Origin of the sequence: Streptomyces blattellae, assembly GCF_009709555.1 — a bacterium.
In the GTDB taxonomy this organism is placed as follows: domain Bacteria; phylum Actinomycetota; class Actinomycetes; order Streptomycetales; family Streptomycetaceae; genus Streptomyces; species Streptomyces blattellae.
On sequence record NZ_WJBG01000174.1, the window covers coordinates 45,870 to 63,726 of the forward strand.

20 protein-coding genes and 1 tRNA gene are annotated in these 17,857 nt (G+C 68.8%); 10 read left to right on the forward strand and 11 right to left on the reverse strand.

Going from position 1 to position 17,857, the window contains the following annotated elements:
• Positions 1-80: 80 nt before the first annotated feature.
• From GFH49_RS22605 to GFH49_RS22625, 5 genes are all read right to left on the reverse strand, one after another.
• On the reverse strand, positions 81-878 hold the full coding sequence (locus GFH49_RS22605; protein ID WP_155057923.1) for an SDR family NAD(P)-dependent oxidoreductase: 798 nt from the start codon (positions 876-878) through the stop codon (positions 81-83).
• Positions 879-936: 58 nt separating this feature from the next.
• The gene (locus GFH49_RS22610) at positions 937-2,748 is read right to left on the reverse strand and encodes an L-lactate permease (RefSeq protein WP_155057951.1); all 1,812 of its coding nucleotides are present in this window, start codon (positions 2,746-2,748) and stop codon (positions 937-939) included.
• Between the two features lie 184 nt (positions 2,749-2,932).
• Complete coding sequence (locus GFH49_RS22615) at positions 2,933-3,121, reverse strand: tautomerase family protein (RefSeq protein ID WP_155057924.1); 189 nt, start codon at positions 3,119-3,121, stop codon at positions 2,933-2,935.
• 34 nt (positions 3,122-3,155) lie between these two features.
• Positions 3,156-3,995: a halocarboxylic acid dehydrogenase DehI family protein gene (locus tag GFH49_RS22620; protein ID WP_196218092.1), complete on the reverse strand. Its 840-nt coding sequence runs from the start codon at positions 3,993-3,995 to the stop codon at positions 3,156-3,158.
• A gap of 154 nt (positions 3,996-4,149) precedes the next feature.
• On the reverse strand, positions 4,150-4,884 hold the full coding sequence (locus tag GFH49_RS22625) for a GntR family transcriptional regulator (RefSeq protein ID WP_155057926.1): 735 nt from the start codon (positions 4,882-4,884) through the stop codon (positions 4,150-4,152).
• Positions 4,885-6,005: 1,121 nt separating this feature from the next.
• Between GFH49_RS22625 and GFH49_RS22630 the strand changes: the two genes are divergently transcribed.
• Together GFH49_RS22630 and GFH49_RS40285 are read left to right on the forward strand one after the other, a co-directional pair.
• A complete protein-coding gene (locus GFH49_RS22630) occupies positions 6,006-6,791 on the forward strand; it encodes an effector-associated domain 2-containing protein (protein ID WP_155057927.1) in 786 nt (261 codons plus the stop codon).
• Between the two features lie 64 nt (positions 6,792-6,855).
• Entirely contained in the window at positions 6,856-7,989 is a 1,134-nt protein-coding gene (locus GFH49_RS40285; protein ID WP_230396434.1) for an effector-associated domain 2-containing protein, read from the forward strand.
• A 562-nt stretch (positions 7,990-8,551) separates the two neighbouring features.
• Here GFH49_RS40285 and GFH49_RS22645 read toward each other — a convergent pair.
• The gene (locus GFH49_RS22645) at positions 8,552-9,022 is read right to left on the reverse strand and encodes a CU044_2847 family protein (RefSeq protein WP_196218095.1); all 471 of its coding nucleotides are present in this window, start codon (positions 9,020-9,022) and stop codon (positions 8,552-8,554) included.
• A gap of 309 nt (positions 9,023-9,331) precedes the next feature.
• On the opposite strand from GFH49_RS22645, the gene GFH49_RS22650 reads away from it, so the two are divergent.
• The 3 genes from GFH49_RS22650 (at position 9,332) to GFH49_RS22660 (ending at position 12,144) form a co-directional block, all read left to right on the forward strand.
• Positions 9,332-10,309, forward strand: coding sequence for a sulfotransferase family protein (locus tag GFH49_RS22650; protein ID WP_155057929.1), 978 nt, complete (start codon positions 9,332-9,334; stop codon positions 10,307-10,309).
• Between the two features lie 72 nt (positions 10,310-10,381).
• The gene (locus tag GFH49_RS22655; protein WP_155057930.1) at positions 10,382-10,519 is read left to right on the forward strand and encodes a hypothetical protein; all 138 of its coding nucleotides are present in this window, start codon (positions 10,382-10,384) and stop codon (positions 10,517-10,519) included.
• Between the two features lie 152 nt (positions 10,520-10,671).
• Positions 10,672-12,144: an NAD(P)/FAD-dependent oxidoreductase gene (locus tag GFH49_RS22660; RefSeq protein WP_155057931.1), complete on the forward strand. Its 1,473-nt coding sequence runs from the start codon at positions 10,672-10,674 to the stop codon at positions 12,142-12,144.
• 5 nt (positions 12,145-12,149) lie between these two features.
• Here GFH49_RS22660 and GFH49_RS22665 read toward each other — a convergent pair whose 3' ends face one another.
• The gene (locus GFH49_RS22665; RefSeq protein WP_155057932.1) at positions 12,150-13,391 is read right to left on the reverse strand and encodes an MFS transporter; all 1,242 of its coding nucleotides are present in this window, start codon (positions 13,389-13,391) and stop codon (positions 12,150-12,152) included.
• Positions 13,388-13,621, reverse strand: a complete 234-nt coding sequence (locus GFH49_RS22670; protein ID WP_155057933.1) for a hypothetical protein — start codon at positions 13,619-13,621, stop codon at positions 13,388-13,390. The genes GFH49_RS22665 and GFH49_RS22670 overlap by 4 nt, the downstream gene beginning before the upstream one ends.
• A 237-nt stretch (positions 13,622-13,858) precedes the next feature.
• Here GFH49_RS22670 and GFH49_RS22675 point away from each other — a divergent pair, with 237 nt between their 5' ends.
• From GFH49_RS22675 to GFH49_RS22685, 3 genes are read left to right on the forward strand one after another with little or no spacing between them, the layout of a single operon-like run.
• Complete coding sequence (locus tag GFH49_RS22675) at positions 13,859-14,062, forward strand: hypothetical protein (protein ID WP_230396435.1); 204 nt, start codon at positions 13,859-13,861, stop codon at positions 14,060-14,062.
• A 7-nt stretch (positions 14,063-14,069) separates the two neighbouring features.
• A complete protein-coding gene (locus GFH49_RS22680) occupies positions 14,070-14,291 on the forward strand; it encodes a holin (RefSeq protein WP_155057934.1) in 222 nt (73 codons plus the stop codon).
• On the forward strand, positions 14,288-14,548 hold the full coding sequence (locus GFH49_RS22685; protein ID WP_155057935.1) for a hypothetical protein: 261 nt from the start codon (positions 14,288-14,290) through the stop codon (positions 14,546-14,548). Before GFH49_RS22680 ends, GFH49_RS22685 begins: the two co-directional genes overlap by 4 nt.
• A 62-nt stretch (positions 14,549-14,610) precedes the next feature.
• On the opposite strand, the gene GFH49_RS22690 is transcribed toward GFH49_RS22685, so the two are convergent.
• On the reverse strand, positions 14,611-15,462 hold the full coding sequence (locus tag GFH49_RS22690) for a helix-turn-helix domain-containing protein (RefSeq protein WP_155057936.1): 852 nt from the start codon (positions 15,460-15,462) through the stop codon (positions 14,611-14,613).
• Between the two features lie 10 nt (positions 15,463-15,472).
• Positions 15,473-16,225 carry a DUF6879 family protein gene (locus GFH49_RS22695; protein ID WP_155057937.1) on the reverse strand — a complete coding sequence of 251 codons (753 nt, stop codon included), beginning with the start codon at positions 16,223-16,225 and terminating at the stop codon, positions 15,473-15,475.
• A 174-nt stretch (positions 16,226-16,399) separates the two neighbouring features.
• Between GFH49_RS22695 and GFH49_RS22700 the strand changes: the two genes are divergently transcribed.
• The gene (locus GFH49_RS22700; RefSeq protein ID WP_155057938.1) at positions 16,400-16,609 is read left to right on the forward strand and encodes a hypothetical protein; all 210 of its coding nucleotides are present in this window, start codon (positions 16,400-16,402) and stop codon (positions 16,607-16,609) included.
• A 178-nt stretch (positions 16,610-16,787) separates the two neighbouring features.
• Positions 16,788-17,012 (forward strand): hypothetical protein, encoded by a 225-nt coding sequence (locus GFH49_RS22705; protein WP_155057939.1) that lies wholly within the window; start codon positions 16,788-16,790, stop codon positions 17,010-17,012.
• Positions 17,013-17,553: 541 nt separating this feature from the next.
• Here GFH49_RS22705 and GFH49_RS22710 read toward each other — a convergent pair.
• Positions 17,554-17,627 (reverse strand) — tRNA-Ile (locus GFH49_RS22710).
• Between the last annotated feature and the right edge of the window lie 230 nt (positions 17,628-17,857).

Below are 17,857 nucleotides of genomic sequence, written 5' to 3' on the forward strand. Positions count from 1 at the left end.
CCCTGCCGCACCAGCGGCAGGCGTACGACAGGGAGTACGGGTGAACGCCCGTGAGCGTTCACCCGAGCGGGGCCCCTCCGTCAGCGGCCGGGGTCGAAGCGGCCGTCCATGATGGTCCAGCCCGCGTCGACGACCAGGTTCTCCCCGGTGACGTAGGACGCGGCGTCGCCGGCCAGGAACGCCACCGTCGAGGCGACCTCGTCGGCGCTTCCCCACCGGCCGAATGCCGTGTGGGCGCTGTAGGCCTCCCTGGTCGTGACGTCGTCCCACAACGGGCGGGTCAGCGGGGTGTCGATGACGCCCGGCGCGATGGTGTTGACCCGTACGCCGCGCGGCCCCACCTCGGTGGCGAGCCCGCGCACCATCTGCAGGATCGCCGCCTTGGTGGACGCGTACACCCCCAGCCCGGGCTCGACCATCAGGCCCCGCATCGACGAGCACGCGATGAGGCTGCCGCCGCCCTGCTCCGCCATGACGGCACTGGCCTCCTGAAGGAAGAAGAACGTGCCCTTCAGGTTCAGGTTGACGATCCGGTCGAACTCGTCCTCCGTATAGGCGGACAGCCTCTTGCGGATGTTGATGCCCGGGGTGGTGACCCCGATGTCGAGCCTGCCGTACGCGCCCACCGTGGTCCGTACGGCCTCGGTGACCTGTTCGTGGTTGCCCAGGTCCGCGGCGAGCCCCTGTGCCGTGCCGCCCTCGGCGACGATGCTCTCGGCCGTCGCCTTGGCGCCCGCACCGTCGAGGTCGGCACAGACCACCCGGGCGCCCAGGCCGGCGAGCGTCCGGGCCGTCGCTTCGCCGATGCCGGACGCGGCCCCCATGACCAGGGCCGACTTTCCGGTGAGGTCGAACAGGGCGCGGTACCGATTCGTCATCGTGCTGTCTCCGGGGTTGTGGATTCGTACGGGGGTCAGTGGCGGTTCGTGCGAGGGGTCACGGGAGCATCCAGCCCAGGACCGGGGTGGACTGCAGGACGACGATCAGCGCGATCAGCGCCAGCAGGGCGAGGCTGTAGCCGATGACCTTGCGGAAGATGTCGCCCTCCTTGCCCTGGAGGCCCACCACCGCGGCGGCGATCGCCAGGCTCTGCGGAGAGATCATCTTGCCGACCACCCCGCCGGAGGAGTTGGCGGCCGCCATGAGGTCGGGAGAGAGGCCCGTCTGCTGCGCGGCCGTGATCTGGACCGCTCCGAACAGGGCGTTGGAGGAGTTGTCCGAGCCGGTGATCGCGACACCGAGCCAGCCTATGACGGGCGAGAAGAAGGCGAACGCCGCGCCCATGGCGGCCAGGCCGCGGCCCAGCGAGCCGGTCTGTCCCGACAGGTTCATCACATAGGCCAGGCCGAGGACGGAGAGCACGCAGACGATCGTCCACGTGAGCTGTTTGACGGTGGCGCCGTAGATGCGGGCCGACTCGCCGGGGGCGATCCGGAGCAGCACCGTGGTGATCAGGCCCGAGAGGAACAGCAGCGTGCCGGCCGCGGGCAGGTAGTCGAAGGTGAAGGCGGTGGCGACCGGGGCGTTCTCCGCACCCGTGATGTTCAGCCCCGGCCAGTCGAACTGGACGGCGGCCGAGCTGAGTTGCTCCTTGACGGTGTCGGACTGCGCGATGACGAAGACCGCGATCACTATGACGTAGGGAAGGTAGGAGAGGATCACGTTCCTGCGGCCGTCCCCGAGTTCCGGTGCCCCTCCCTCGGCGTTCCCCGCGTCCCCCGCGTCCCCGGCGTCCCCGGCGTTCTTGGGCCTGCCCGAACCGCCGCCCGAGTCTGCGGAGCCGGCCGGCGCCGAGCCGCTCGTGGTGACCGGGACGGGCGAGGGCGAAGCCGTGTGCACGGACGAGGTGGCGGGCACCGGGTCGGCGGGCATCGAGTCGGCGGTCAGCGCGTGGCGCGGATGCCAGACGCGCAGGAACCCGACGAGGACGGCCGCGCAGCACAGGGCCGCCCCGATGTCGGCGAGTTCGACCGAGATGAAGTTGGCGAAGACGAACTGCCCGGCTCCGAAGCCCAGTCCCGCCACCAGCGCGGCCGGCCAGGCCTCCCGTAGACCCCGGCGGCCGTCCACGAGGAAGACCAGCACCAGCGGGACGACCGTGGCCACCAGCGAGGTCTGCCGTCCGATGATCGAACCCAGCGTCTCGAAGTCCCGCCCGGTCACCGCGGCGAGTGTGGTGACCGGCGCGGACAGGGCGCCGAAGGCCACCGGTGCCGTGTTGGCCACCAGGGCGGCCACGGCGGCACGCATGGGCGGCAGCCCGAGGCCGACGAGCATGACGGCGCTGATCGCGACGGGGGTTCCCGCGCCGGCCAGGGCCTCCAGCAGCGCACCGAAGGCGAACGCGATGATGATCACCTGGATGCGCTGGTCGTCGCTGACGCCGGCGAAGGATCTGCGCAGCACCGCGAAGTGCCCGGTGTGCTCGGTCAACCTGAAGATCCACAGCGCGTTCATCAGGATCCAGATGACCGAGAGGAAGCTCGCCGCCGCCCCGTAGCCCGCGGCGCCGAAGGTCTGGCCGACCGGCATGCCGTAGACCGCGACGGCGATGACGACCGCGGTACCGAGCGCGGCCAGTCCGGCCCAGTGCGCCTTCCACCTGAGCACACCGAGCAGGACGAACAGAACGAGCAGCGGCAGAGCCGCGACGACGGCGGAGAAGCCGAGGTTCCCGAGTACCGGATCGAAGTCCTGCTGGTACGCGGACGCGGACAGGGAGGTGGACGAGGGCAGGGACGGAGGCATGGACGGGGACGAGGACAGGGACGAGGACAGGGACGGAAACCAGGACATCGACAGTGACACCCCTTGGAAGAGTCGCGAGATCGCGAGACCTGAGAGCCGGAGAGCCGGAGAGCCGGAGAGCCGGAGCGAGTGAGATGGCGGCGGGTGCAGGTGTCAGGCGATGGAGTGCTCCGCCGGAGTCCGCTTACGCGGGTGGTTCGGTGAGTTCGCCGCCCAGGGCGAGCTGGTCGTGCGCCAGTTCCGTGAACTGGATACGTACGAGATGCCGCGGCGCACCGAGCACGTCGACCACGGCATCGGTCACCACCCGGGCGAACTCGGCTCGCTGGGCGCGTGTCCGGCCCGCCAGGATCTCGACGGTGATGTTGGGCATGGTTCTCCCGGGATCGGAGCGTGAGGGCGGTGGTTCAGGCGGAGACGATCGCGTCCGTCTCACCGAGAAGTGCGAGCACGGCGGCCGTGTCCAGGAGCAACGCGGGGATGAGCCGGCCGCGGAAGAGCGCCAGGATGGAGCGAGCTTCCTCGGCCGCAGCGGTGTCGATCACCGGTACGGGGAGAACGGCGGCCGCAGCGGCTGCCGTGGCGAGGACCTCCTCGCGTGCGGCGGCGTACCGGGCACCGCACGCGATCGGTCCCAGCCTCTCCCACGCGCCGGTCATGAAGCCGGGCCAGTTTCCGAGTGCGCGGTAGAAGCTGAGCACGCGGGGGTGATCGTGGGTGGCCCGGATCTCCTCGTACACCCGCGCCAGTTCGGGGGTGGGCGTGGTGCCGTCCGGGGTGACGTTGACCGCGTCCGGCCGGATGCCGCGGGGCCCGGGGCCGGGCGCCCCCGGGCGTGCCGCGGACGCGGACCCGTCCGCCGTGAGGCCCCGGTACCAGCAGGACGTCAGCAGCAGGAGTTCGGGCAGCAGTTGATGGAACGTCGTGGTGTAGCGCCGGATCAGATCGGTGTCGGTGTCATCGGTGAGCAGCGACGGATCCGGCGCGGGCAACAGCCCGGCCGGCACCCGCAGACGCGCGACGGCCTCGGCGAACTCCGGTGAACCGATCACCGGCTTGAAGGCGTTCCAGGCCGGTACGAGGTAGTCGGGCCAGTTGGCCAGGGCCAGGAAGACCGGGCTGACGAACGGTACGCCGAGGTATCCGGGCACCTCCTCCAGCACTCCGGCCGCCTCCGGCGTCAGCTCCGGTTTGGCGGGCAGGGTGGGCAACAGGACGGCACCGCGCCCGGCGTCGTTCCGCTCCATCGCCGTGACTGTTTCCGTATCGGGGGCATCTTGCATACGCCGTAGGATACAAATTTGTATCCAAGCAGACAAGCATCTTTCTCCTGGGAGATGGGGAGTTGCGGAGATGGTGGAAGAGGGCCGGAGGCCGGAGACCAGCGGCCCGGCCGAACCCTCAGGCCAGGTAAAGATCCGCGGACGGCAGCACGGCGTCGAGACGGCGGGAGGCCGCGGCCTGCACGTCCTCGACATGGATCCTGGCCTGCCGCTCCGCCCGCTCGCGGTCACGGTCCAGCAGGGCCGCGATGATCTTCTTGTGGCCCTCGATGCAGATGACGGCCTCTTCGCTGGTGAACACGGAGGCCATGTTGTAGGTGATGCCGAAGTCCCGATTGCGCAGCCACTCGTCGTACAGCCGCCGGTTGGCGGAGGCTCGCACGATCGCCTGGTGGAACTCCCGGTTCATCCGGCCCAGTTCGGCCCGGGGCTGACGTACGTAGTCCGCGGTCGGGCCCGCGTACATGGCGGAGATCGCGGCGAGCTGCTCTTCCGATCCCCGCACCGCGGCCAGCCCGGTGGCCATGGACTCAAGGGCGCACCGGACCTCGTAGATCTCGCGGATCTCGTCCGGTGTGTGCTCACGGACGACCCAGCCCTGGCGCTCGCGCACCACCAGCCCCTGATCCACCAGCCGCATCAGAGCGGCACGCACGGGCGTACGGCTGGCATTGAGCTCCGCCGCGACCTCGTCCTCGGGAAGCCGCTGGTTGGGCCGGTACACCCCCTGCAGGATGGCAGCGCGCATATGTTCATAGACAAGGTCGCTCAGCGACTCTCCGCTCCCGGCGCGAGGCCGTCTGCGGCGGGGGCCCGTCTCCTGCGTGCGCGCTTGACCAGGTCGCTCGACCATCACTTCTCCGCTCCGCCGCCGGGTCCGGGTCCGGTCTGCAAGTATTCCAGGTCCCCGGAGGCCCCCTCCTGCCCTGCCGGCCGCGCCCCGCCCGCCCCCGGCCGGAGAATGGGCGCGTTCCTTGTGGAGGCAGCTGCGAGTCGTACATCGCCCGGGAGAGCCGGGCCGACGGCCCGGCGACAGCTACGACCAGGACATGCGGCTCCCGGGGTGGGTGAGCCGCGCCGACCCGCACACGTCCGCTGCTCCAGCGTCTCTGATTGGCTTGGTGATCCCAAGTGTTGCTCAGAGATTAGGCCAATCGTCTTCGCGCCCTGGTACCGATGGACGAGTCCATCGGCCCGCGTGGCACGTCCCTCCGGACGCTGACCGGTCAGGCATACAGGTCCTGACCGGGGAGGGTGCCCGACGTCGCCTGGGCGCAGGGCGTGCGCGTCGCACTCTGCCACAGGATTACTACGGTTGGCTCATCCGACTGGTGAGCCTGTCGCGTTTCCCGTGTTCGACGCATGAGCACGAGGCGCCCGGGCGAAGTCCGTGGGGTCCTGGTCACCGTTGACCAAGATGCGGCCGGAGCGCCGGGCGGGCGAGGTCCGTGAGACCTGGTCGCCATTGACCAAGATGCGGCCGGAGCACCGGGCAGGCGAGGTCCGTGAGACCTGGTCACCGTTGACCAAGATGCCGCCGGAGCCCGGGCAGGCGAGGGCGGAGAGCAGGTCGCGCGGCGCGCTCTCGCCACGGTCGCTCGGCCCGGCCAGGGCGGTCGCGTCGGCCAGGGCGCTCGCCCCGGCCAGGGCGCTCGCGTCGGACGTCTCCGGTGGCGGACGGTCACAATCAGCCGACACTGCGCTCTCGCCGGGAGCCCGCCGGATGCGTAGGGTTTTCCTAAGGCTCAGCGCGGCTGATCCGGCCTCCACCGGGGGAGAGTACGCCCGCGAGGCTGGAGGGGGGTGCTGGATGGTGGGCGACTGGCGCGTTCGGGTACGAGGTCCCGGCGGGGAAGGCCTGTGCGGTGCCGGGGTACTCATCGGCTGCGGCCGGATCCTGACGTGCGCCCATGTCGTGACCGAGGCCCTGGGGCGCCCCGCGGAGCAGCGGTTCCTGCCGGCGGCACGGTACTGGTGGACTTCGCACCGTCCGGCGACGCCCGACCGCGGCCGGCGCGGACGGTCGACGGCGGCTGGTTCCCGGCCCGGGCCACGTCCGGCGACATCGCGGTCCTGGAACTCGGACCGGACGGCCCGCCCGCCGAGGCACGTCCGGCGGCCCTGTTCGCGGGCGACGGCGCGCACCCGGCCGAGGTGAGCGTCTACGGCCATCCGCGCCCCGGGCTCGGTGACGGGGTGTGGGTCGAGGTGACCGCGACCGGGCGCGGCGGGCCGAACCCGGCGTGGCGGCAACTGGACGGCCGGGTGCACGGCGTGGCGATCCAGCGGGGGTTCAGCGGGGCCGGGGTGTGGGACCGCGGCCTCGGCGGTGTCATCGGCCTCGTCGTCGCCGCCTACGGCTCGTCCGTCGAGCGGGTCGCCTGGATGTTCCCGCTGGCCGCCATGGCGCGCGAGTGGACACCGCTCGCCGCCCTGCTCACCCCGGGGGAACCGGAGGCGCCGGAACTGACGGCGCGTCAATGTGCCGAGCTGGCACGGCTGATCGCCGCCATACCGAGGTTCGGGACGCTCGGCGGCCGACAGGACCTGGTCTCGCTGCTGCGCCCGGAGATCGGCTCGGCGGTGGCCGAACGCCCGGAATCGCACGCGCACTTGTACCACGTGGTGCGTACGAGCTCGGACTACAAGGGAGGACTGGACGAACTCATCGGCGCTGTAAGGACCTTGGTGGGCGACTCGCGTGCCGTCCGGTCGATCGCCGCCGAGCTGCGGCGCTTTGCGGAGGAGGGGCGCGGGTGACAGGAGATTCGACACTCTGCATGGCCGAACCTGTCCACGCCTGGATGCCTTACGGGAAAACGGGATGGCGGACACAACCGACGACCCATCGGACTGGGTGCGTACCAGCAGACTCGTGGAGGTTCTGGAACGCACCAGACCCATGGGGGATCCGGATCTACGACGCCAGTGTCTGGAGGTGGCGGGGAGCCGGCTGAACATCGAGCTGGCAGGGCTCGTACTGCAGGGCGTCAACACGCGAAGCCAGCTCTACGACGCCGTACGGCTCCTGGGTGACATCCCCGGCGGCCTCACGGTGCTGGCCGAGACCATCCGCTTCTTCGCGCCCGGCGCCCGCTCCACGGAGGCGTTCCATCACCTGGTCTGCTCGACCTTCGTGCAGCCCACGCTGGCGGAGGCCGAACTACGGGAGATCCGGGGCCTGTTGCGGCAGGCTCCCAAGGTGCCGGTCGGCCGGATCCACCGGGCGGCACGGGGCAGTTACGAACGGCTTCCCCCTGGGCACGAGGACATCGTCCTGGCCTTCGACCATCTGACGGAGGCGAACGCGCGGGCGGACGGCCTGTTCCCGTTCATGGTGTACGTCGAGTGCGTCGCCGCGCTCGCCCCGGATCACCTGGCCAGGCGGCTGCGCCGGTGGAACGCTACGGTCGCCGACAGCCTGGGCCTGCGCGACGCACTGGACGCGTTACGGGCCGACCTCGTGCCCGTACGGCCCGAGCACACCGAGGGCATCGCCTACCTCGCGATCCAGATCGAACGGGGCGACGTGGACGACGGCGACGGATACGACGGATACCTGGTGTCCTCGTGGACGAAGGAGAGCGTCTCCTCCCCGGCCCGCCCGGACTTCCTGGGCTCTGCCCGCCCCGCGTGGCCCGCACCTGCGGGAGCGGGCGCCAGTCGGCCAACGGCGACTCCAGGGACTCCGGCAGCAGCACACACGTCCCTCGGGGCGAGACGACGGCAACGCTGCCGGCTCCTCGGCCCGCCCCTCGCACGGTCGCGACGTAGGGTCGCGTGCCGCCGGCGTCGGCGCGTGGCAGCCGGACCGTCCCCAGCGACGGCAGGTGCAGCATGCCGCCGTCCTGCACGGGCACCTGGGCGTGGAACTCCACACCGGCTCGGACAGCGGCGGCGGCTGCCAGGGTGTGGAAGTACCCGACCTCCGTCCACAAGGGGATGGCGCTGGATCTGACGCCCCGCAGGCGCCGTAGTACGTGAGCGGCCCAGACCCCGGTGGAAGGATGCATCAGTGTGGTGTCGAAGGCCCCCGGGTTCTCGTACTGCACCCGGCTGAGCAGCTTCCAGGCGGAGTGCGCCGAAGGCAGCGGCCCCATCGAGGCGGGATCGGCCGCAACGGCTTCGAGCACCATTCGGATCAGGACGAGGCGCTTGCTCTTCTGCCCCTTACGCAGCAGTCCGAGGGTTTCACTGTCGCCTCCGCCCGCGGACAACTGGACGAAGGACTCCACCGGCAGCCGATGTATATCGCCGGGACCTTCCTGGATTTCAGTGAAAGAGGAAGCGGAAGGTAACCGTGGTTGATGCTTCTTCCTCAACTCGTGGCCTCCAGTCGGGGCAGCGAAGCTGATCTCGCCGAGGAGCCGACAGAGCCGTTCAGCAGTTGCTACTGCCAGTCGGCGCCGCGGCCGTCAACGGCACCGGCAGATCGACCTGAAGGAGAATGCGCCGCACCGACCGATCAAGGTCTCCCGAAGGACACAGCATCAGTTCGTCCAGGGACAGATCGGCCACGTTCACCAGTTCCGTCGTGATGTCGTGCTCCGCGCGTTCCATCCGACCAAACCCGCTGTGTGGTAGGGCCCTTGACGGGCCGCACCTCCCATGATGCCCGTGTACGGACAACGAGGGAAGGGGACCCTCTCCTGAAGGCCGGAGTCACTCGTCCCGGGGGCACGGCTCCACTCCAGCGTCACCACGAAGTTGGCCTCCGTGGCCCCGCGGGCGACGATCACCCCCGCCTCCGCCGACAGCTTGATACCGAACTCGACGCACACCCGGTCCGGTGTCTGCGGAAGGTGCCGCAGCTTCTCCCACACCGCGGCGGCGACCGGACGGATCCTGTCGAGGGACTGCTGGAGGCTCTCCTGGGCGACGGCCGCTACCTGCCCGGGCCGGGCGACCCGGACGATGCCGTCGGTCTCCTCCGACACCTCGACCCGGACGGACTCACCGCCGTCGACCGGAACCTCGATCACATACGACACGACGCCCCCATTCCTGCCCGTTGAATCGGACCGAACCAGCAGGAGAATAGGGCGCGTCCTGCCCCGCATGTGTCAGATCCGGGCCTGGCGCGGGGCGGCGGCACCGGCGAGGTCAGCTCAAGCCGAGCCGGCTGCCCGGCCCGGTGCACCACCGGGCCGTGAACGGCGCCGGAGCGATCGCCCCGTGCACACCCGGAACCTCCGCGGCCGGCACGCCTCACTCCACTTGCGGGGACTCCGGCCCGCACATCGGCCTTGAGTGACCATCATCACGGAACGGACGTGCTGGTGTTGCACGTTGGCACGGGCGTGAGGGCTGAACACGTACTGGTGGTCTCGTTACGCAAGTCGGGGACACACCTCCTCAAGGAGGTGCTGGCAGGGCTCGGGTACGCCCTGAACGGCGCGGTGTCGTCGGCCGGTGCCGAGCCGCGTCCGCTCGGCAGGCGGACGGCCCTGCGCGTGCTCGGCGCGGTGTACACGCCGGACGAGATCGCCGCGCTGAAGCGGTCCACGGACCGCCCGGCCGTCGACCGCGCCATCAGCCGGGCCGTCACGGTACTCAACCGCGCCTGGTCGGTGCGACTCGGTATGCCCCGTACCGCGGCGGTCGACAGCGATCCGGAGACGGATCGGCTCACAGCCAGAGAGCTTTCCCGGCAGTCGGGTTACCGGTTCAGTGACACCCCGGGCGGTGTTTGCTGGGTCACCCACGACCTCGATCTGGCTCGGGTGGACGAGAACTTCCTGCTGGAGTGGACCGGCAACGACAGCCCGAAGATCATTCTCAACTACCGGGACCCCCGGGACGTTCTTCTGTCCATGGTGAACTTCCTCGTCGAGAAGGACGCCGGAAGGCTCGGCAAATTCCCGGCCCACGTCGTCTACGGCGACATCCTCAAATCGGTCCAGGACCCGCGCGACCGCATCGGTATCGCGCTCACGGACCCCGGCTTCCCCGGTGGTGACTCGTTCGAGCGGGCACTGTGGCTGCTGCGCCACCCAAGGGTCTGCAAGGTGTCGTTCGAGGCGCTCGTCGGCCCGGAAGGCGGTGGCTCGGCGACCGCCCGGACGGGGGAGATAAAAAAGATCACCGACTTCCTGGGCCTCTCCGACGACATGGACTCCACCGGCCGGGAAGCGCTCGCCCACCGGATATTCAACCGGGACTCCTACACGTTCCGCAGCGGCCGGACGGGCGCCTGGCGCGAGCACTTCACACCGGAACACCACACGCTGTTCGAGCGGCGCTACGGACACGTACGGCGACAGTACGGCTATGGGTAAAGCCCACCACGGATTCCGGAGGGCGCAACCTCCGGACAAGGAAAGCACCTACGAAAAAGAGAGGGAACAATCATGAACGCTACACTGATTCGCCCTGACGTCGAGGAGTCGGAGATCACGAGCGACGTCCTCTCCGAGACCAGCGAGTTCGCCGCCGCCCTGGAAGAGGCCACGGCCGAGAGCGCGTCCCTGTACATCTACACGCAGTGATGGGGTAACGGCCCCCGTCTGCCGCCCTGTAGTACTGGGGAACGTATGAACCCCGTCGGCATGGCCACCATGCCGACGGGGCCGGTACGTTCGCGGAGCCCGCCTGCCGTGCCGGGTCGCGTCAGGCTCCCGATGACTCTTGAGGGAGAAGTGTGACCAGCTACGACATCGTCATCGCGGGAAATGGAATTCTCGGATGCGCAACCGCCTTGGAGCTGATACGCAGAGACAACAGCCTCAGGGTCGCAGTCATCGGCCCGGAACGGCGTACGGGCGGTGCCACCGTAGCGGCGGGAGCAATGCTCAACTGCATTGCAGAAGTCAACCACCGAACATTGTCAACGGCGGCCGGAAAAGCGAAGCTCGAAATTTCGATCCGCGCCATGGGAGAGTGGCCGGAATGGCTGGAAAGCCTTGACTGCGAGCTGTCGCCGACATGTCGACTCGCCATCCGAAACGGCACGTATGTCATTTTGAACAACCGGGCAGGGAGACTGGACAGTCTCAACTACCATGCCATTGTCGACGCTGCCGCCCAATATCATCAAAAATTGGAGCACGTGCCTTCCGGGGACGTACCGCATCTGAAGCCCGGGGTGGACGCCCGACCGCTGGGCGCCATCTATCTTCCCGATGAAGGAGCTATAGACGCACGCCAGGTTCTCGACGCGGTCGTATCTGTGGCGAAGCGAAAGGGAGTGGCCTTCCTGGACGACTCCGTCGTCGGCTGGAAGCGGGAAAACAGCCTGGTGAGCTGCGCCATCACGGCCTCCGGTGAAGAGATTCAGGCGGACCGCTTCCTGATAGCGGCCGGCGCGGTGAGTCGCTCGCTGCTGGAAGAACTGGAGGACTGCGATGCGATGCCCCTCCAACCCGTACTCGCCAGCAAGGGGGTAGCGGTAACGTCCTCGGGGACAGGCTCCGGAGCGGAGCACGTGGTGCGCACGCCAAACCGCGCGGGCGGGTGCGGCCTCCATATGGTCCCGGGGAGTGACGGCACGGTGTACCTGGGCGCCACCGGAGATCTGATGATGCAACCCGACGAATTCCAGACCATCGGTAGCGTGCGCTTTCTGATCAACGCGATGGATCAATTCGACAAGCGCCTTTTCCGGAGCAGGGTAATACAATGGCACATAGGGAACAGGCCGTTGACTCTTGACGGGTTCCCGCTTGTCGGACGAGTCTGGCAGGACAATGTGTGGGTGTTGTCGGGAACCCATCGGGACGGTTTCCACTGCGCACCGCTGCTGGCACGTCACACGGCGGACAGCATGCTTGGAGGAATCGGGATCCTCGGAGATCACTGCTTCACCCCGCTGCGACCGCCGCTCAGAACCATGAGTCGCGAGGATGCGATCGAAGAACTTTCCCTGCATCTGGTGTCTCAGTTCTACGAGAACTCCGGAAAATCACCGGCATATTCGGAAGTGTCCGAGACCCTGGAAAAGCAGTACCGAACTCGTGCGCATGAGACCTATGCCGAACTGGAAATCGACTTCGGGCTTGGTCCCGACATTCTGGGACTGTTGACCTGGGCAGCGGACCGGGAAGCCAAAATCGGCTACTTCCGGGAGTATTTCCAGCGCGTCAGCCGCGCCGTCCAGGTCCACCGCTTGAGGTGACGCCTCTACCCGCTCTGGGACAGACGCTCCTGAACCGGAGTCGGCTGTCCCACGGCACGTATGGAGCGCAGGAACGCCGTCGGCACGGCCACCAGGACAAGCAGGGCAGCCGCCCCGACCAGTACGGCCGTGGAGCCTGCCGTCTGTGCCAGTTGCCCGGCCAGCGCGTAACCGGCAGGCAGGCTCAGCAGGGTGACCAGCCCGCCGTACGAACTGACCCGGGACATCAGGTCATGCGGTATCAGGCTCTGGACGGTGGTGGCCCACACCGTGTTGACGTACGCCGTGCCCACCATCCCGAGTCCCGCGGCGAGCCCTACGACCGGGGCCGCCGCGCCTGCCGCGAGGGCCAGCAGCGGTGCGGAACCGAAGACCAGCAGCAGGTGGCCGGCCGACAGCGGCCTGTTCGGCACCCAGCGGGCCGCGAGGACAGCCCCGGCCACCGCCCCGACAGCTCCGGCCGCCGACACCGCACCCCACGCGGACGCCCCTCCCACAAGGAGGGGCCCCAGCACGTACAACGGCGCCGAGGCCAGGTTGTAGGCGGACTGCACCAGCAACCCCGTCACGTACCAACGTCTCGATATGACCTCCCGCCAACCGGCGGCGAGCTCGGTCCACATGGCGCGGCGGACGTCTGTGGTCCGGGTGCGCGGCAGCCGAAGCCGTGCCAGGCATACGGCGCTCACCAGGAAGGTGGCTCCATCGATCGCATACACCCAGCCCGGCCCGGCCACGGCGACCAGCACCCCGGCGAGCAGCGGCCCGGCCACGCGGGACGCGCTCTGTGACATGCCCAGCATCGCGTTGGCACGCCGGAGCTCGTCCGTACGGCCTTTGCCGACGATCTCCGGCACGATTCCGGTGAGTGCGGGTCGGTACACCGCCGACACGGCTCCGTACGCGACAGCCGCGGTCAGCAGCATCCACATCCGCGCGGCACCGCCGAGGAGCAGGAAAGCCATCGTGAACTGCACTGATGCCTGAGCCAGATCGCTCACCAACAGCATCCGGCGGCGCGGCAGCCGGTCCGCCAGGACTCCGCCGACCAGTGTGAGAGCGACCCGGACGACCATGGACACGCCCAGCACGGTCCCGATGTCCGCCGCTGACCCGCCGAGCGAGACGACCGCGAAGACGAGGGCCACATTGACCAGCCCGTCACCGGTGAGGGAAATGGTGCGCGCGGCCCAGAAGAGGGAGAAAGCCGGGCTTACGCGGCGTCGGGGACGGCGGAGACTGATCATGCGGCGACGACGAAGGAGAAGGAGGAGCAGCCGGGACTCACGGGCAGGTGGCCAGTGCCCCCCACCCACACCGCACGGTGGTCGCAGCCGGGACCTGGTACGCGCCAGGCGCGGTTGAGTACCGTGCCGGCCCGGCCGATGACGCGGCCGACGGCCGGGCGGTCCGTGCACCGCTTCAACACGGCGATCCCGTCCGGCGTGTACACCGCACCCAGTGCACGCAGGGCCATCCTCCCCCGCTCCCGCTCCCGCTCAGGTGGGCGTAGCAGCCCCGACACGCAGGGCCAACCCAATCCAGACGAAGGGCCTCAGCCAAGGACGTAGGTCTCATCACCGAAGTCAGCGACGATCTTCAGCTTGCCACCGAGCGCCTTGACGTAGGCGGCCAGGGTGTCGACCTCTCGCAGCTGATCGCCGCCGCCCGCTCCAACCCGAAAGCCTCGGGCCAGCCAGTCACCTACGCGGGCGTGCGCACCGTCGAGGCCGCCCTCGTCGACGAGGGCCTGCTCAGCAAGACCTACAGCGACGGCCACTACGGCACCACCACCATCGCCGCATACGCGGCCTGGCAGCGCCGCCTCGGCTACCGCGGCAAGGACGCCGACGGCGTCCCCGGCAAAACCAGCCTCGCCCGACTCGGGGCGAAGCACGGCTTCGACGTGAAGGAGTAACTTCCCCATGGCTGCACCAGTAGAGAAGAAGGTCACCGCGGCGACCGCCGCCACGTTCGTCGGCAGCACCGCGCTGCTCGGCGCACTGGAGGCCGTGCGCGACAACGCCGAGCTGGTCGGCTGGATGCCGCCCGGGCTGGCCCCGTTCGTCCTCGCCCTCGTGCCCACGGCGATCACCTTCGTGTCCGGCTGGGCGGCCAGACACTCCCCGCGTGAGGCCGGCCGGTGACGACGCCGGACCCGGGCGTGTTCATCAGCAACGCTCAGATGTATCAGGAGGTGAGGGACCTGGCTCAGACGGTCGGCCGCATCGAGTCGAAGGTGGACAACTTCCTCGACGAGGCGAAGGACATCCGCGGCGATCTCCAAGACCACGACCTCAGGATCCGCACTTTGGAGCGGGCGCGCTGGCCCATGCCCACGATCGGTGTTCTGGCCGGTGTGGCTGGGGCGGCTACGGGCGCCATCGCTCTGTTCGCTCGCTGAACCACGAACGCCCCCTGCACGGTCATGACGGCCGTGCAGGGGGCGTTTCGTCATGCCCGGGATCAGCGGGGGTTCAGCGCCCGACGCGCGCGGTTGATCACGTTCTGTGCGTCCGCCCCGTACACCGCCGACTCGGCAAGCGTGTCCCATGCGCGCCGGTAGGAGGCCACCGTTTCGTCGTCATCGAGCCAGAGTTCGGCGTGCCAGTCCTCGGCGATGACGAGGCTGTTGTCGAGGATCCAGAACCCGTTCGCGGTGGGGATCTTCAAAGAGGCGCTGAGGGGGATGATCCCGAGTTCCATCGTGTCCATTCCGACGTGCCCCGCCAGACGGTCCAGCTGCGCGGCGAGTACGGACGGCGGGCATACGAGGGCGTGAAGGGCGGCCTCCCACACCATCGCGTGGAACCGTCGGCCGCCCTGATACAGCCAGGACTGGCGTTCCATCCTGGAGCGGACAGCCGCCTCGGTGTCGCGCACCGTGCCTTGGAGGTCGGCGTACCGGATGAAGATGTGCCTCGCGTAGTCGGCGGTCTGGAGCATGCCCGGGATGACGGCCTCTTCCCATGCGTGGATGACGCGGGCCTGGTCGACGGCAACGTTCCAGGTGTCCTGGACTGGCCGGTGGCCGGCGCCGAGCTGGCGGCGCCATGACCGGATGTGGGACTCGAATCCGCGTAGGCGGGCTATCAGTTCCTCGACGGTGTCCGAGTGGCCGACGGCGTCGGCCCATGCCTGAAGGTCCTCCGGGATCGCGGTCTGCCGGCCGCCCTCCAACTTGTAGATCTTGGAGTGCGGCCAGCCGAGCCGCTGTGCGAGCTGCGTTCCGGTGAGACGGCCTCCGGCGGCCGACAGGCGTAGCTCCCTCAAGCGTCGACCGAGGGCCTCGCGTGCCTGCTGGTAGTCCGTGCTCACCGGTGGGGCTCTACTCCTTCGCGCCGAGCTGCGCCGCGAACTCGTCGTACGGCACGGACGCGTGCACCGCGGCATCGCGGACCTGGCAGTACCGCAACACCTCGGCAGGTTCCGTGATGACCTCCACGTCGTGGAACGCGTCCTGGTCGTCGAAGCGGAGGACGACGACGAGGCGGGAGTCGAAGAGCCAGAAGTCCTCGGCGGGCAGATGCGCCCGCACGGCGTCCTCGCGCCACACGTTACGCACGTCCTCGCCCGTGGCCGCATTGCAGCGCGCGTAGCTAAGGAGGAACCGCTGGCCCTCGGTCGGCGGGTCGTCGACGACTCGTACCCGACCGACGTACTTCCCGGCCTCCGTCTGCCGGCGGATGTTCGCGCACCAGTCGCTGTCGAGGTCACACGGCGCGGTGCCGGTGGCGAGGAACTCTGCGTACCCTGCATCCTCGCGATCGGATGCGTAGCCGCGGCGAGTCTCAAGATGCCACGCCGAGTGCTCGAACGTCTCGAAGAGCCGCCCGAACTCGTTGACGTCGATCAGTTTGGGCACGCGGTCCATTTCCTTGGGGCCGTGGTTGACGAGCAGCTCGCGCGGCACCGCCACAGCCGCGTCGTCTGGGCCAAGGTGCTGGAGCTGGGCGATGTCCTCGGGGTCGGTGATCGGCCGCCCCTGGACGATGATCTCACCGCTGTCGAGATCCTCGTGGACTGCCGGGCACGCACCGTTCTTGCTGTCGGTGCCGTTGAAACGGATCCGCCGCGCCATGGTCATCTCCCTCGTTGCCGGGCCGTGTCCCCTTCAGCATCGCCACGCTCCGCGGCCCGTACTACAGCGCACCACCACCTTTGTGAGACCACAAGAGAACATTCAGTCAGAGGCTGAGAACATTCGAGAACATCGCATGGCATCTGCCGATGCCACCTCCCTACGGTCCTGGTCATGGTCAAAGCACGCGAGGCAAAAGACGTCGATCCCTTCGCCGCGATGGAAACCCTGAGGGCAGCGCTGGACGAGGTCGGGATCGTCTTCCCGTCCCTCTGGGTCGACTCGGCCTCGCCGGATCTGAAACTGATCGAGCTGGGGCGGATCCGCGCCGACGTGGCCATGCGACTGGCGCACGCCCTTCGACGAGGGGACCCCGCAGAATGAGCACGAAGACGACTTCCCACCCCGCTGGGACTACCGGGGACCTGTCCGCCGAGTGCGGGCTGGCACAACGCCCCGACTATCAGTGCCTACACAGCAACTGCCGCCAGACCAAGGACATCCCGCTCCCCCACGGAGGCGGCCTCCTCCTCCAACGCCGCTGCGGCTGCACTTGCCACCGATGGAACAGGCGCGCGTCGTGACCGCGCTGCACATCTGCCGCCACTGCGACGAACCGATCACAGACCCGGATGACGCCGTGTACGTCGGCCACGAGCCCGCCAACTCCGGGCCCGGCTGGGACATCTGGGCGCACCGCGCGCACGCCGACCTCGTCGGCCCGGACCCGGTGGCGATGACGATCCTGGCGCGCGTCCTGATCGCGCGCGCCCTGACGGACGGCTGAACCACACACTCCGTCCCCGGTGTTGACGGGGACCCCACGGCGACCGCAGGGTCAGGGTCGCATCCCCAACTCCCCTCCCGCCGGGACTCCTCAAGACTCCGGCGGGAGGGGGCCAGACCCCTTGTAGCTCAGTCAGGAAGAGTCTCCTCTGGCGGGGCGACCATGTGTCGCCATGAGGGCGCGCGAATCTTTCGGCGTAGCGCCCGGGAGGGACCCCGGTTCGAGTCCGGGCAAGGGGACTGCCTCTCTCTCCACCTGTGGCCTGCCCAGGGCTTGTGAGTTCCTCACCCCGGGTGGAGGGAGGGGTCCGTAAGACTCCCGCCCCAGGTCCCCACCCTGGACAGGTCGAGCCTGGGGCGGGCGCACAGCGGCCCCGGTCGGTCCCATCGTCCCGACCGGGGCCGCTCCATGTCTTGATCGTCTGCACTTCGGTTGAGCGTCGGCTGAGCTAATGATCTCTGGCGTGTCGTTCCTCGCTGCGGCCAATCGAGGGGCGCACAGTCGATGCAGGTGAAAACGTTCCTGCGCCGAAGTGCGCGAGTGGGGCGGGTGGGACTCGAACCCACGGCCGACGGATTATGAGTCCGCTGCTCTAACCGGCTGAGCTACCGCCCCATAGCGGCGTGTCGCGCACATTTGTGCGCGCCGTCTGCCGCAGCATAGCCGCTCATACGATCTCCTGCCTCGGATGGTCGACTTCGCACGCCCATGAGGACTTCGGCCTGGCCTGCGCGGTTCCGCCGGACATGAAAAAGGACCCCAACGGGGTCCTCGATCAGCGTGCTCCCCCGACTGGACTCGAACCAGTAACCTGCCGGTTAACAGCCGGCTGCTCTGCCAATTGA

Coding starts and splice junctions, on each gene's coding strand:
- GFH49_RS22610 (WP_155057951.1), bottom strand. CDS start 2,748: ATGCCTCCGTCCCTGCCCTCGTCCACCTCCCTGTCCGCGTCCGCGTAC.
- GFH49_RS22605 (WP_155057923.1), bottom strand. CDS start 878: ATGACGAATCGGTACCGCGCCCTGTTCGACCTCACCGGAAAGTCGGCC.
- GFH49_RS40285 (WP_230396434.1), top strand. CDS start 6,856: ATGGCGGACACAACCGACGACCCATCGGACTGGGTGCGTACCAGCAGA.
- GFH49_RS22625 (WP_155057926.1), bottom strand. CDS start 4,884: ATGGTCGAGCGACCTGGTCAAGCGCGCACGCAGGAGACGGGCCCCCGC.
- GFH49_RS22695 (WP_155057937.1), bottom strand. CDS start 16,225: ATGGCGCGGCGGATCCGTTTCAACGGCACCGACAGCAAGAACGGTGCG.
- GFH49_RS22655 (WP_155057930.1), top strand. CDS start 10,382: ATGAACGCTACACTGATTCGCCCTGACGTCGAGGAGTCGGAGATCACG.
- GFH49_RS22615 (WP_155057924.1), bottom strand. CDS start 3,121: ATGCCCAACATCACCGTCGAGATCCTGGCGGGCCGGACACGCGCCCAG.
- GFH49_RS22680 (WP_155057934.1), top strand. CDS start 14,070: ATGGCTGCACCAGTAGAGAAGAAGGTCACCGCGGCGACCGCCGCCACG.
- GFH49_RS22670 (WP_155057933.1), bottom strand. CDS start 13,621: ATGGCCCTGCGTGCACTGGGTGCGGTGTACACGCCGGACGGGATCGCC.
- GFH49_RS22705 (WP_155057939.1), top strand. CDS start 16,788: ATGGAACAGGCGCGCGTCGTGACCGCGCTGCACATCTGCCGCCACTGC.
- GFH49_RS22700 (WP_155057938.1), top strand. CDS start 16,400: ATGGTCAAAGCACGCGAGGCAAAAGACGTCGATCCCTTCGCCGCGATG.
- GFH49_RS22620 (WP_196218092.1), bottom strand. CDS start 3,995: ATGGAGCGGAACGACGCCGGGCGCGGTGCCGTCCTGTTGCCCACCCTG.
- GFH49_RS22665 (WP_155057932.1), bottom strand. CDS start 13,391: ATGATCAGTCTCCGCCGTCCCCGACGCCGCGTAAGCCCGGCTTTCTCC.